We start from the raw sequence: 12,787 nt of genomic DNA on the forward strand, positions 1-12,787 counted from the left end.
CCGACCGCCCCCGCGGCCGGCGACGCCGACACCGCAGGCATTAATACCGGCCGACCGAACCGGCGAGACATGCGAGACCAGTTGCGTCCCCTGCTCGCCGCGCTGCTGGCGATGGTGTTGCCGGGCCTCGGCCACCTCACCCTACGCCGGTGGGGGCGGGCGCTACTGTGGCACCTGACGATCGTCGGCGGCGGCGTGGCGCTGTTCGCCCTCTACGACGTCCCCGTCGGATCGTCGGTTTCGGTGACGGAGGCCGCCGAGACGGCCGCCGCGCTCCCGACGGACGTTACCCTCCCGATCGTCATCCTGTACGCTCTCTCCGCGGTCGACGCCTACCTCGTCGGACGGGCTGACATCGCCGAACGGCGGCGTGCCGACGCGACCGCCGAGGCGGTCCGGCGCCGTGCCGCGAGCGACGAGGGCGAGGCGACCGGCGAACGCTCCGTCGCGAAACCCTCGTCCCCGGCTGCGGCCGTCCCGGAGAGCGACGCTGGGCCAGCGGAAGTCGAGTGCCCGCACTGCGGCAAGGAGACGGACGCCGACCTCGACTTCTGTCACTGGTGTACCGAACCGCTCCCGTGGGCCGGCGAGGAGTGAGCTCGGGGAATCGCCACCTTCGACTGTGGCACGGTAGTTTCTCATCGCTGATAACTGCGTGGCAACTATCATATACCCGGTCCGAGAGAGTCTCAGTACGGACGCGAACGACGGACGGAACATGAGTCTGAATCCACGGCAATACGACGTACGAGAGCTGCGCCGGATCGCGGACGCACCGCGAGACGGCGCCGACGAAGCGCCTCGGGAGCGGTCGCTTCGTCAGCCGAACCGGAACCGAGCGGAGCAGGCGGCCCGCTCGGCCGCGTTCACCGAGCTGCTCCAGCGTCAGCGGGGGCTGCGGCTGTCCGGCGACGGAGACCGATCCGACGCCGGGGACCGGCCGTACCTGACGGCGATCCCGGCCTCGCCGGAAGCGGAACACGAGATCGGCGAGTGGCTCGGCTACCTCGTCGACGTGGGCGGCCACGTGCGGAGCCGAGACGCGCTGGCGTACTACGCCGAACTCGGCTGGGTCGACGACGACGCGGTCGAGGCCCTCCGGCGCCGGTTAGCGGGGTTCGACGCCCCGCGGTACGATCGGCCCTTCACCCCCGCCGACCATCGGATCAGCCTCGTCTCCATCGTCCGGATCGCTTCGTGTGCGAGTACATCATGAGCGACGACGACGAATCCACGGACATCAACGGTACAGACGGCCCCGAAGCGGTCGGCGTGAAACTCGGCAGCACCCGAACGGTGCTCGACCTCCCCGACGGACGGGGCGGCCGCGAACGACACTCGACGCTGACGTGTCTGGCGACCTACGAGGACGCCATCACGGGCGACGAGAAGGTTCTGTTCGGCCACGAGGCCGCGATCGAGTACCCCGACACGGTGCGCTTCATGCTCCGTTCGGGACTCCCCGAAGACGACGAGAGCGTCGCCGACGCCGAGCGCTTCTTTGAGGCGCTCGTGGACGCTCACGACGTGCCCGAGGACAGCGCGGTCGTCTACGCGGTCCCCACCATCGACAACGAGGCGGGCGTGAACAACCTCAAGTCGGTGATCGAGGGCTCCTCGATCGGTCAGGTCGAGACGCGGAGCTACCCCGAGTCGCTGTGCGGGGCCATCCCCGCCTACGGCGACGACCTCTCCGCCATCGACGAGGTGTTCGTCTCGATCAACATGGGGTCGACGACGCTGGAGGCGTGCGCCTACCGGCGCGGCGAGCAGCTCTCACCGTTCTCGACCGGCTCGGTGACGGGCAACGAGGTCGACCGCCGGATCGTCGCCGCTGTCGAGGAGGAGAGCCAGGGCCGCGTCCACATCGACCGGACGACCGCCCGGGAGTACAAGGAGGAGCACGCCGACGTGTACGACTTCGAGCCGTTCACGGACGTGATCCAGCAGCCCGGCGGCGGAAGCCACGAGTTCACCGTTGACCGCGGCGTGCGGGAGCCGGTCGACCGGTACATCGACGAGGCGGTCGACGTCGTCGCCAACGAGTTCCTCCCGGAACTCGCGAACGACCACATGAAGCCGTACCAGCTCGCGCTGGGCCGCCCCGTCGCGGCCACCGGCGGGATGGCCTGCATCCCCGGTCTCACCGAGGAGTTCGAGAAGCGGCTCTCGGCGGAGCTCGACCGCGACGTCGAGGTCGTCTCCCCCGACGACCCCGCAACCGCCGCGGCCGAGGGCGCCGGCCGGATCGCCGAGCGCCTGATCTGAGCGGGCGGTAGAATTTTCCAAACATTTCTGTTGAAATAATATTCCACATAGCGTCTGAAGTACCTCGTCAACGATGACTGCTTCTTGATCGATAGCGGAAGTGGGTATATCGAGTTGGGGGTGTGGGTGTTTATAAGCGATCGAGTGGGGTTGCTGTCGGCTGTTTATAAGCGAACAACGACTCTGCGGTGAAGATCTCCAAAGCTCCAGTCGACGAGGCGGGCGCACGCTCGTTGCGGTCCTCAGTCGTTCGCTTCGCTCACTCCCTGCGGTCCTTACGTCGCCTGCGCCCGCCTCGCCGGCTGCCCCTTTGAGTCCCACCCGACCCGCACAGCACCGCACCTCACGCCTCCCCAGCCTCGTCGCTGGCGCTGTCAGCGCCAGCGACTCCCTCGCGCGACGCTCCTCGCGCCCTTATCAGGGCGCTCGGAGGCGCGCGCCACCGCACCACGTTTATAAGCGATCGTCGCTATCGCTCGTGTCCCATTAAATATCGAACTCTCACCACCGATCTGCAACACTCACTCCCGCTATCGATCACCTGCTGGGGATTCCTACGGAGTCGCCGGAGTTAGATATCGAACAGCCGCTCGGCGTCCGCCGCCTGTCTGCGGTAGATCCCCCTGCCCTTCAGCCGCGGCACCTCGTGTCGATGCAGCGTCTCCGACTCGCAGTCGTACACGAGCGGGAACACGTTGGTCCGGCGGCGGGCGACCGTGTACGACCGCGCCGCGTCAACGACGGAGCGATCGGGGTCCGGCACCGCGAAGACGACGTAGCCGAGCGGCGTCGTCGATCCCCGCCGGTCGTCGACGCGATCGACGAGCACGTCCCGGAATTCGTCGGCGGTCGCGACGACGTCGCCGGGATCGGGATCCGGCTCGGCGACGAGCGTCGCGAGCGCGACGCACTCGCCCACCGAGGGGTCGTCGTCGCGGGTCGCCCACACCGGATCGAACCCGTTCGTGTACTCGTCGACCGCCTCGAAGCCGTGCTCCCGCCGGTTCGCGACGACCGCGTCGCGGTACTGCGTCGGATCCATGGCGATCCCACGCACTGCATGGTAAAAAATGACATACATGGCGGAAACGGAGGGCGTGCGAGAGCGGACGGAGCGAGAGCGAAAGCGAGACGGCGTCGCTCAGAACGAACCGCGCCAGTCTCCGTCGCGGTAGAGGTACCGATCGGTGTCGGCAGTGTCTGAGACTTGGAGGGCGTCTCAGCCGTAACCGTTTCACTCGCCTCCGACGGCGGATCGCCGGCGTTCGTCCCCCAGCCATCGATGAGGAAGCGAGCGGGGTCTGCAGGTCGACGTCGTCGCCGTCGCCGGCGGTGTTTCCGGTCAGCTCTCACGGTTTCCGCCTCCGGTCCGGTCCCGCCAATGACGCGGGTACCGTCCGTGACGCTCCCCACTTCGAGGGGGATCTGATCGTCAGACAGCGAAAGAGATCAGTCGCCCGTCGTGTTGTTCCCTTGGTCTGCTGTCTGCTGGTTGAGTTCCTCTTGGAACTGTTGTTGTTGGATGTATTGGTCGTAGTACTCGCTTGGCAGAACTGCGGCCAGATCTCCATCCTCGAGCCCGTCCACAAACGTAGCGGCAGGCGCGTCGATACGTAACATGCCGTACTCCGGCGAGGAGTCCGCTACTGAGACGGCGTCGTCGTCTGCAGCGGCTTCTTCGTACTCGTTTGTCGCTTCCGTTATCAGTTCCTCTTGTTTGTTCTGGAACTCTTGTTGCGCTTCCGCACGAGTAACGGTTCCATTATCGACGTCCGCCTGAAGGTCTTCTTGGAAGCTCGTGAGCGCTTCTTGATCTCCCTGGATCTGTACCGTCAGCGTTGCTTCCGTACCGGGGGTCTCTTCGCTGTCCCCATCGGTTTGAGACGGAGCGTTTTGAGTAGAACACCCGGCAAGGGCTGCGGTAGCGCTGGCGCCAGTCACTGCGAGGAACGATCGACGGCCTGGATTCTGTTTCATGGGTTTCGTGATAACGGGTGGCAGATCCCTGTCGACAGCTCCCTTTGGGGAACCGGTTCGGGATCAACCCCCGTGACATTCGTGTTGGTAACTTATAGAGTTTGAAGCTCTCGATCATAGATTGAACAGTTCTCTGTGGGAGATATCCGGTACGGTGAGGTTTAGATCGCGTCGTCTGGCTTGTTGATCCCACCGAACTGCGTTTCGACACCGACACGCAGACGTCGCCGGCGCGGTCGACGACAGCGCTGACGGAACGATCGTCAAGGTCGAACGCGACACCAAAGCGTGGGCGCTCACCTTTGACGAGTACGGCGACCTGAAGCAGAACCCTACGCGGTCGGCACCGAGCCGGCTCGGAGCCGCGATCAAGAAGTGGGACCCGTCTGCGTGGATAGTCCCGGGCGGATTCGAACCGTAGTCACTCCGCTTCGCTCCCAGATTCGAATCCGCAGTGCGACTATTCGTCCTCACTTCGTTCGGAGAATAGTCCCGGGCGGATTCGAACCGCCGTCAATGGCTCCAAAGGCCATTATGATTGGCCACTACACCACGGGACTGCACTCGACGGTTGCCCGCCCGCACTCAAGTAGGTTACTTTCCCGACTCCCTCCCGACGACTGATGCGCCCCGGCGAGACGTTCGCTCCGGTCCGCGGCGATATCCGGGCCGACCGCGGTCTCGAAGGCGAAGCGACTGCTCGGCCGGGAGCCGGCACACCCCGGCGTGAGTCGGAGGACGCCGACGTCGCGGGACCGAAGTTCCTCCAGTCCGGACGGGAAAGCGGAGTCAGTTCGTCCCGTCCGAGGGTTCCGAGTCCCCGGCCTCGGGTTCGCGGCCGTCGGAATCGGGGCTTTCGCTGTCAATCCCGTCGGGAGCCGGTGCCGAGTTCATGCCGGCCCCGACCCACGCCCTCTCGTCGTCGACCGCCGGAGAACCGTCGGGCGTTTCGTCGGGATCGGCCGCGTCGTCGCCGCCCGTTCCGATCGGCGCGGTCGCCTCGAACTCGCTGTCACCGACTGTCTCGCCCACGAGCGCCGGCGGCGTGTAGGTGTACACGAACTCGTCTGTCACGGCGTGGTACGCGTCGGTCGTCGGGTCCTCGACGACGCCGGTGTCGTTGTCGATCGCGAAGTCGACCAGGTCTCGAAGCGTCGACGCCTCGGCCTCGGGGCGCTCGTGGACCGACTCGGGGAGTCGAATCGCGGTGATCCACTCCGCGAACTCGGCGCGGTCGTCCCGGTACGAGAGGTACTCCCGTTCGGCCGGCGTGAGCGCGAGGTCGGTCTCGCGGCGGGCGTACGCCAGCCCGCCGGCCCCGGCGAGTCCGGCGAGGAGCAGCAGCGGTCCGCCGGCAGAGCGGAGGGGTCCGTAGCTCCGCTCCACGGTGACCGACTCGGTCCGTTCCGTCGTGTCCGACTGGGTCCCCGGCTCCGAGACGGTGTACGTGTCGCCGCCGTGGTCGAGCGTCATCTCGATCGTCCGCGCGTACGAGGTCTGCTCGCCGTTGATCGTCCCCTCGACGGTCACGTCGGTCGCGACGAACGTCTCCGTCTCGCCGGGCGAGGCACCGAGGTCCGACTCGATCTCGCTGGCCGTCGCGTCGACCTCGGAGCTGTTGAGCGCGAACGAGGCGGTCGCCGTCTCACCGGGTTCGACGCCCGAGACCGTTTCGGTCGTTAGCGCCTCTCGCTCGTCCCAGTAGACCGTCTCGCCCCCTCCTCCCTCGCCGCCACCCTCACCGACGTTCCGGATCACCAGTACCGACTCGAAGGAGACCTCGACGTCGCTTGCGGCGTCGGCCGCGTAGCTCGTCTGCACGTCGACGTCAAGGACGGGGGAAACCCGCGTGAAGTAGGTGTTCCGGTCGTCGAGCACCGTTCCGGTGTCGAACACCGAGTTCGGCTCCGTCACCTCTGCGGAGTGGACGTACTCCGTCTCGACCGTGAACGAGGAGACGGTCCGCGTCTCGGTCTCGGTCCCGGGATCGACGTGGGTCGTGTAGACGAGCCCGCCCCCGACCGCCGCGGCGACGAGACAGACCGCGAGGACTACGGTGAACTGTGCGTTCAGTACCGCCCTGAGGCGGAGCCGGGTTTCGTTGGGTGGTGTCTGGCTCATTCGGTCACCTGTAGATCTCGCGGAGGACTCGGCGGTACAGCGGGGGCTTGGCGCGCGATTCCCGAGAGCGTATCCGCGCGGGCTCGCCGCGGAGCAACAGCAGTCCGATCCCGACGATGCCGCCGCCGAGGAGCCCGTTGATCGCGACCAGCGGGGCCCACGGGTGAACCCCGTAGAGCTCGTCGATCACGCCGGGCGGCAACACGGCGAGATACCGGTGTTCGGCGACGAACAGCCGGTAATAGCCGGTCTCGTCGGGCGCGGTGAGCGTCACCGTCGTCGACGCCTCGCCCCGGCTGCCGACGGCGACGCGCTGGGGATCGACGTCGACGCCCGGGCTCTGCGGCGTGACGTACGCGTACACCGGAACCAGCCCGGCGTTGGGGACGACGTACTCCAGCTCCTGGCTCGTGCCGCGCTCGATGACGGTCGGGTTCTCCGACTCGAACTCGGCGCTCACGACGCCGTACTCCTGAGTCCCCCCCGGAACGACCATCGCCGCGGTCGCGGTCGCCATCAACACCAGCGCGAGCACGCCGACGATCGCGAACACCGAGGTGCCGTCGTCGCGGGAGCGGTCGCGCTCCCGCGTCTCCCGGCTCCCCTTGTCGAGGTACCAGTCGACCGCGTACGCGACCGCGGAGAGCCCGAAGAGGATGTACGCGAGCCCCTGCGTGCCCTGCAGCGACCGGACCCCGAACGTGACCGCCAGCCACGTTTGGAGAGAGTCGAGCGCCGACTGGAACCCCATCGCGACGGTGCCGAGATGCGGGATGACGACCACGCTCCCGCCGACCGTGAGTGCCTTCGCGACGATATCGGCCTCCTGCACGACGGGCTCGCCGCCGTCCTGATCCGTGAACGGGTTGTTGTCTCCCCGCGTGACGTAGCCGCGCTCCGTCTCCTCAACGACGCGGTGGGTCGTCAGTCCGCCGCCCTCGATCTCTTGGGCGTCGAAGGTCACCACGTCGCCGACGCCGATTCCGCCCGCGATCGGCGCGGGGATCGCGACGAAGCCGTCGCCCGGGTTGAGCACGGGCTGCATGCTTCCGGTCTCGACGTAGCTCAGAAGCACCGGCTGCCCGAGATACTGCCCCACGATCAGCGAGGCGACGACGAGCACGAACGCGACCTGTAGCGTTATCGAAAGGGTGCGTTTGAGTGGCATAGGTCGTGTCTCGGTGGTCGGACGGGCGGTCTATCGGCGGTCGTCGTTGGCCGGTTGTTGTCGCTTGTCGATCAGTCGCCGACTCGAGAATGTCATCGATACGTTATAAATTCGTGGTTCGGGGCAGTGCGGCGTCGGGCGGTCGCGAGATGCGACGAGGGGTAGGGGCCTCGAAAGGCGGGTCACTCCTCGAACACCCCCGCCGCGAGCAGAGCGAACGACCCGATGAACGCGAGACAGAAGCCGAGCAGGTGGACGTACAGGTTCACCACGCTGCCTTCCCCCGTCGGATCGCCGGGGAACCCGACGACCGGGTACCCGACCGTCAGGGCGACGCCGACCGCGAACAGGTCGCCGTCCCCCGCGTTCGACACCGCTGCCCGGGCCGCCTCTCGGAGCGCCGCCCGGATCCGAATTCCGGTGCTCGACGCGTACAGCAGACCGAGCAGAAGCCCCGCGGCCGCCGTCGCCACCCCGGCGAGTCCGGGGCCGTCGAGGGCCCCCGGCGAGACCGGAAGCGCCAGAAACGCCATCCAGCCGACGAGCGGGAAGAAGACCGCGGGGAGCGCGCGGATCGACGCCGTCGGAAAGAACCGCTCGCGGGCGTACACGCCGATCAAGACCGGAAGCAGCCCCGCGAGCGCCATGTTGATCCCGGAGAAGCCGAACCCGATCGCGTTCCGGGGGACGGCGAGGTTCAGCGCCGACAGGACGAACGGGAAGGCGCCGAGGAACGTCGCGAGCGCGGCCACGAAGAACCGCCGGTGGCCGGCCAACACCGCAAGCGCGTACCCCACGCCGGCGAGGAGGACGTACCCCGCCACGTTGCCAGCGAGGTGGCCCGCGTCGAGGTGGACGTAGTGGGCGGTGAAGGCGGTCAGAACCGTCGGGTCGGCGTACGCGAACGCCAGCGACCGACGCGTCGACTCGGGGAGCGCGAAGACGGCGCCGAGGATCCCGGGCACCGCCGCGAGCGCGAGCAGGTCGACGAGTCGGAGCCGCGCGAGCAGCTCGCGGCGAACTCGGGCGTCACTGGGGCCGCCTCCGCCGGCGTCCCGCTCCGCCGCGGTCCCGTCGCTCCGCGCGTTCGAGGAAGCCCTCACGCTCCGAGCCTCGCGGACCAGCGGGTAAGACCTGTCGACGGGGACGCGCTCACGATCGAGGCGTCCGACGGACGAGCGCGACCCCGACGACGACGAGCGCGACGAGCGCGAGCAGCCCCCCGAGCTGGACGAGGTCGATGCCGGCCGGCTCCTCTGTCGGCCCACCGCCGGATTCGTCGGTGCTCTCGCCTCCGGGCGCGTCCCGGGTGTCCCCGTCGCCCATCTCGCCGTCGCCCGCGTTGCCCGCGTCGCCGTCGTCGCTCGCCGGGTCGCCGACGAGTAGGTCTCCGGCGTCCGCCCCGTCGACCGCGAGGTCGTACTCGCCCGCGGTCTCGAACGCGACCGAGAGCGCGACGGTCGCCGTTTCGTTCGGCGCCAGCGCGACGGTCTCGTTCGCGACCGGGTCCCCGTCGGCCGTCAGCGTCACCGGCCGCTCGCCGGCCGCACCGCCCCCGTTTCGGACGGTCGCTCGGACCGTCGCCGCCTCGCCGGGGTCGATCGTCGGGGTGTCGAGGGTCGCTTCGGTCACGTCGAAGCGGGGGACGCGCTCCGCGACCGCGAACGTCGAGAAATCTTCGGTCGTCGCGCGGAAGTGCACGCGATCCTCGGAGAGTCCCCGGGTCCGAACCGCGTCCTCGCCGACGACGCTGGTGTCCTTTTCGTTCCAGTCGCCGGCGTCGGTCTGCCGGTAGAACGTCACGCGCTCCGGATCCACCCCGGCGTCGTCGAGCGCCTCCCGCGAGGCGCTGAACCGGATCGTCATGGCGTCGACCTCGTCGGTATCGAAGTCATGTTCCACGGTGAGATACGCGATCGACCGCGGGGTCGTCGGCGCGTCGAGCGCGCTCCCGTTCTCGACGGGTTCGGGGCTCCCGGCTGCGCTCATCTCGGCGCGATCGCTTCGGACGCCCTCCAGATCGAGCCCGTCGAGCGTGACGTTCCCGCCGTCGAGGTGCATCCCGTCGAGGTCGAACCGGACCGCGTCGCCGTACCCGATATCGCTCGCGACGAACTCGCGGCGGTCGTCGCTCGTCGACGTGACCGTCGTGGTCGGGCCGGCGTCGCTCGTCCGGCGGGTCGACGCGCTCATCATCGACGCGTCCTCCGGCTCCGCGAGCGTCGCGTTGATCCCGAACTCGTCGGCGCCGAGCTTCGTCCCGGCGGCCGCGCCGCGCGTGTCGAGCGCGAGGCCGACCACGACCGTCTCGTTCGGCGCGAGCGTGACGTTGTTCGCCTCGCCCTCGATCGAGTCGCCGTCGGCGACGAAGGTGACGTTCTCGCTCTCGTACTGGATCCACACGTGCGCGTACTCGTCGGCCGTGTACGTGATGGTAAATACGTCGTCGATCGTCCCGGTCGTCCCGACGTTCACGCCTTCGAAAGAGGGATCTTGGATGTTCGGGTTCGACGCCGAGACGTCGATCGCGATCTCGTCGTCGTTTAAATAGGCGTACTGTCCGTTCGGGCCGTCGGCCGGCTGGATCGCGAGATCTCCGTCAGCGACTGTGTCGGCGTCGCCGTCGATGACCGCCGCGCCCGTAGTGAAGATCAGCGAGCCCGCCGCTACGAGGACGAGGGCGAGGATCAGGGTGCGGCGGGCGGTGGGCATACGTCTGTGTCTACGATCCGTTATAGCTCAAGGGGCTTGATAACGCGGTGCCTGAAACGACTGAAGGGGTTGCCTGTAACGGATATTAGACAGGTGAATTACATTATGTCCTCCGAAAACAGAATGACAATCAGTCAGCTACGTCGGATAGCGAGGCCGCTCCATCGGAACTGATCGCAGTACTGCTGTCGATATCGACCAACGTATAATCGTGCGGATGAGACGGATGTACGATCTCGAAGACGAACTCTTCATGAGGTCGGTGACAGTTCTGTCACTCTCTGGCAGAGGCAAACGCGGTCGCCGTGCGTGTGCTCGACAACTGGGCGGACACCGGTGGCAGAGAGTAGGACGCTTTTTCAGTCTACTTCAATCGAAACAGCTGAGTCCACTTGCCATTCGAATATCTCGTCTTGGTGGGGCGATACATCGCTAAGTTCTCGAATCGATCGCAGGTAAGTACGTAGTGTTACTCTGTGTTGCTGGCTAGATCCCCAATTTCACCGCTGCTGAGAACCCGATCATAGATACGGAGATCGCCGACATCACCAGCAAGCGGACGGGCCTGACCTGGTTCTAACCCCACCCACGTCTCGGCTGATCCGGTATACGGGGATCCATCGATCAGATCCGTACCCTTGTGATCGCCGTCGACGTAGAGGGAAATCCTGTCGTCTGCTGCGACGGTCATCGCGATATGGTGCCACTCATCATCAACGTAATCTTCGTCAGAAGCGGTGACATCTCGGAGGTCCCCATCGGATTCAGATGTTCGTCCGGTGATGACTTCGGCACCGAAGTTCGAATCGTTGTCGTCGAACCAGAGTATGAACGTCCGCTTTTCATATGGGTTACTGGCGGTCTCATCCTGTCGTGCGACAATTGTTCGAAGGCCGCGGTCGCCGTCAGCCGCCCTCGCCCACGCCGAGACGGTGAAGTTCTCGAAGGCGAAGTCCGAGCCGTCTCCGACGTCGACGTAGTCACCTGAGCCGGGCGGGAAGTTCGCACCGGGACGCTCACCAGAAGCCGCCGAGACATCGCCAATAACCGTTCCGTCGTTCGTTCCGACGGCGTCGGAAGCGGTCCCGCTCTCGACATCGTCAAGCGGCCAGTAACTCACGAGCCCGTCTGTCGGTTCAGCCACCGTCGTGCCGCCGCCACCGACCACATCGCCTGCTGTAGGGTTGTTCACGTCGGCTCGAACGGTCATCGTCAGCTCCTGGTCGTCGTCGACGTCGAGGTCGTCCGTGTCGACGTAGACGCCGATGTCCACCGACGAGCCGGTCGGGAGGTAGAGCACGTCGTCTTCGCTGTCGCGGAGTTTGTCGTCGGGGTCCCCGTTCGGGTAGAGCCAGATGTCGGTGTCCGGGCTGCCGATGTCAAAGTCACCAGTCGGGCTGCTGAACTTCGCCCAGACGTACACCCCTTGCGTGCCCTGGTTGGCGATCTGAAACACCTTATCGAAGTTGTAGATCGAGTTCGTACCGAGTCCGGATCCGTTGTTGCCGCTCTGGGAGAAGTCCAGCGCGATTACGTCGCCGTCGGTCGAGGCGAACTGGTTCCCGTTGGGGGAGTCCAGCGGTTCCATCGCGAGGTAGGCGTTGGTGTCGTCCGCGACCGAGACGGAGACGTCGCGGGTCGCTTCGACGCTGGTGAACGCGCCGGACCCGACCGCGGCTCCGGTGCTTGCGATACCGCCGATTGCGAGGATGAACTTGCGTCGTTCCATTGGTGGTTATGTCCAGCGTGACCGGGATTGCTCCCGACTACGCATGGCTCACTTACCAAGAGGATCTGACTCTACCCACCTTGTTATGAGTCGGTTGAACCGGTTTCAGGGGTGTCTTGATGTCTCTGAAGGGTGTGGTTGTAGCCGAGGAACAACGGAAACCAACGAGATACGCTGTGGAGGGTCCCGGTGAATTCAGGTTATTAGTGTAGTGTTACCGCATTTGCTAATATTGACAGTGGTAGAATGAGATACACGGTTTTTGTTGCGAGTGCTGGTATCAAACTTCTAATTGAGGTTAATGATGGGAAACCAACCAGGATATCTCCCGTATCGTTATATATAACCGACATGAGTCTACGACCACACTGGTATTTGTATTCGTAGATCTGATTGCCCGGACACTAATCAATCGTACACTTTGTTCCTTCTCAATTACCTAATAAGTTGGCATCAAAGAGTTCAAAATAAAATTCTACAATATAGCCGGGATATCCGTGTATTAATTATTTGTCACCACTCTCCGCTACAGAGATCCACCTTCAACAATTTTGACATTAGCAACGTTGTTGTCGTTTCTGAGGGCCGTTTCTTGCGCAGCTGTCTCGCTTTCACCATTTATATCGTCAAAGCCGTCGCCATTCTGTTCAAACGCGTAGATGGCATAATTACCACTGTAACCGCTGTCGATTTCATTGCCGGTAATCAGACCGTTGTCTATGTCACCGCTTGCCGGGTTTTCGAAGAGCGTAATAGGCGTCTCCCACCCAGTAATACTATTATTCTCAATAGGCTGTGTTGAATCGCCATAC

Annotated in this window: 11 protein-coding genes and 1 tRNA gene; 3 read left to right on the top strand and 9 right to left on the bottom strand. The window is 65.2% G+C overall.

The annotated features are described in order from the left end of the window. The first annotated feature begins 69 nt into the window (after window positions 1-69). The 3 genes from ACP96_RS06875 to ACP96_RS06885 all read left to right on the top strand — a co-directional run bounded on the left by ACP96_RS06875 (window position 70) and on the right by ACP96_RS06885 (window position 2,268). Window positions 70-597, top strand: coding sequence for a zinc ribbon domain-containing protein (locus ACP96_RS06875; RefSeq protein WP_050032772.1), 528 nt, complete (start codon window positions 70-72; stop codon window positions 595-597). A 121-nt stretch (window positions 598-718) separates the two neighbouring features. Next, a complete protein-coding gene (locus ACP96_RS06880; protein WP_050032773.1) occupies window positions 719-1,216 on the top strand; it encodes a FlaD/FlaE family flagellar protein in 498 nt (165 codons plus the stop codon). Then, the gene (locus tag ACP96_RS06885; protein ID WP_050032774.1) at window positions 1,213-2,268 is read left to right on the top strand and encodes a hypothetical protein; all 1,056 of its coding nucleotides are present in this window, start codon (window positions 1,213-1,215) and stop codon (window positions 2,266-2,268) included. Before ACP96_RS06880 ends, ACP96_RS06885 begins: the two co-directional genes overlap by 4 nt. A gap of 571 nt (window positions 2,269-2,839) precedes the next feature. Here the strand turns inward: ACP96_RS06885 and ACP96_RS06890 are convergent. The 9 genes from ACP96_RS06890 to ACP96_RS19005 form a co-directional block, all read right to left on the bottom strand. Further along, window positions 2,840-3,310, bottom strand: coding sequence for a hypothetical protein (locus ACP96_RS06890; protein WP_050025631.1), 471 nt, complete (start codon window positions 3,308-3,310; stop codon window positions 2,840-2,842). A 407-nt stretch (window positions 3,311-3,717) separates the two neighbouring features. Continuing rightward, window positions 3,718-4,245 (bottom strand): hypothetical protein, encoded by a 528-nt coding sequence (locus ACP96_RS06895; RefSeq protein WP_050032775.1) that lies wholly within the window; start codon window positions 4,243-4,245, stop codon window positions 3,718-3,720. Window positions 4,246-4,732: 487 nt separating this feature from the next. Continuing rightward, window positions 4,733-4,805: transfer RNA gene (locus tag ACP96_RS06900), tRNA-Gln, on the bottom strand. Between the two features lie 229 nt (window positions 4,806-5,034). Then, complete coding sequence (locus ACP96_RS06905) at window positions 5,035-6,366, bottom strand: DUF5305 domain-containing protein (RefSeq protein ID WP_050032776.1); 1,332 nt, start codon at window positions 6,364-6,366, stop codon at window positions 5,035-5,037. 4 nt (window positions 6,367-6,370) lie between these two features. Continuing rightward, window positions 6,371-7,534, bottom strand: a complete 1,164-nt coding sequence (locus tag ACP96_RS06910) for a signal peptidase I (protein WP_050032777.1) — start codon at window positions 7,532-7,534, stop codon at window positions 6,371-6,373. Window positions 7,535-7,716: 182 nt separating this feature from the next. Then, window positions 7,717-8,637 (bottom strand): hypothetical protein, encoded by a 921-nt coding sequence (locus ACP96_RS06915; protein WP_050032778.1) that lies wholly within the window; start codon window positions 8,635-8,637, stop codon window positions 7,717-7,719. Window positions 8,638-8,686: 49 nt separating this feature from the next. Next, entirely contained in the window at window positions 8,687-10,246 is a 1,560-nt protein-coding gene (locus ACP96_RS06920; protein WP_050032779.1) for a CARDB domain-containing protein, read from the bottom strand. 469 nt (window positions 10,247-10,715) lie between these two features. Continuing rightward, complete coding sequence (locus ACP96_RS06925; protein ID WP_050032780.1) at window positions 10,716-11,975, bottom strand: LamG domain-containing protein; 1,260 nt, start codon at window positions 11,973-11,975, stop codon at window positions 10,716-10,718. 526 nt (window positions 11,976-12,501) lie between these two features. Further along, window positions 12,502-12,787: hypothetical protein (locus tag ACP96_RS19005; RefSeq protein ID WP_161785352.1), on the bottom strand; the 286-nt coding region annotated here is incomplete at its 5' end.

The organism is Halorubrum halophilum (assembly GCF_000739595.1).
In the GTDB taxonomy this organism is placed as follows: domain Archaea; phylum Halobacteriota; class Halobacteria; order Halobacteriales; family Haloferacaceae; genus Halorubrum; species Halorubrum halophilum.

What these genes read in the sequence shown, in the direction of transcription:
- ACP96_RS06875 (WP_050032772.1), top strand. Translation starts at nt 70, where the DNA reads ATGCGAGACCAGTTGCGTCCCCTGCTCGCCGCGCTGCTGGCGATGGTG.
- ACP96_RS06880 (WP_050032773.1), top strand. Translation starts at nt 719, where the DNA reads ATGAGTCTGAATCCACGGCAATACGACGTACGAGAGCTGCGCCGGATC.
- ACP96_RS06885 (WP_050032774.1), top strand. Translation starts at nt 1,213, where the DNA reads ATGAGCGACGACGACGAATCCACGGACATCAACGGTACAGACGGCCCC.
- ACP96_RS06890 (WP_050025631.1), bottom strand. Translation starts at nt 3,310, where the DNA reads ATGGATCCGACGCAGTACCGCGACGCGGTCGTCGCGAACCGGCGGGAG.
- ACP96_RS06895 (WP_050032775.1), bottom strand. Translation starts at nt 4,245, where the DNA reads ATGAAACAGAATCCAGGCCGTCGATCGTTCCTCGCAGTGACTGGCGCC.
- ACP96_RS06905 (WP_050032776.1), bottom strand. Translation starts at nt 6,366, where the DNA reads ATGAGCCAGACACCACCCAACGAAACCCGGCTCCGCCTCAGGGCGGTA.
- ACP96_RS06910 (WP_050032777.1), bottom strand. Translation starts at nt 7,534, where the DNA reads ATGCCACTCAAACGCACCCTTTCGATAACGCTACAGGTCGCGTTCGTG.
- ACP96_RS06920 (WP_050032779.1), bottom strand. Translation starts at nt 10,246, where the DNA reads ATGCCCACCGCCCGCCGCACCCTGATCCTCGCCCTCGTCCTCGTAGCG.
- ACP96_RS06925 (WP_050032780.1), bottom strand. Translation starts at nt 11,975, where the DNA reads ATGGAACGACGCAAGTTCATCCTCGCAATCGGCGGTATCGCAAGCACC.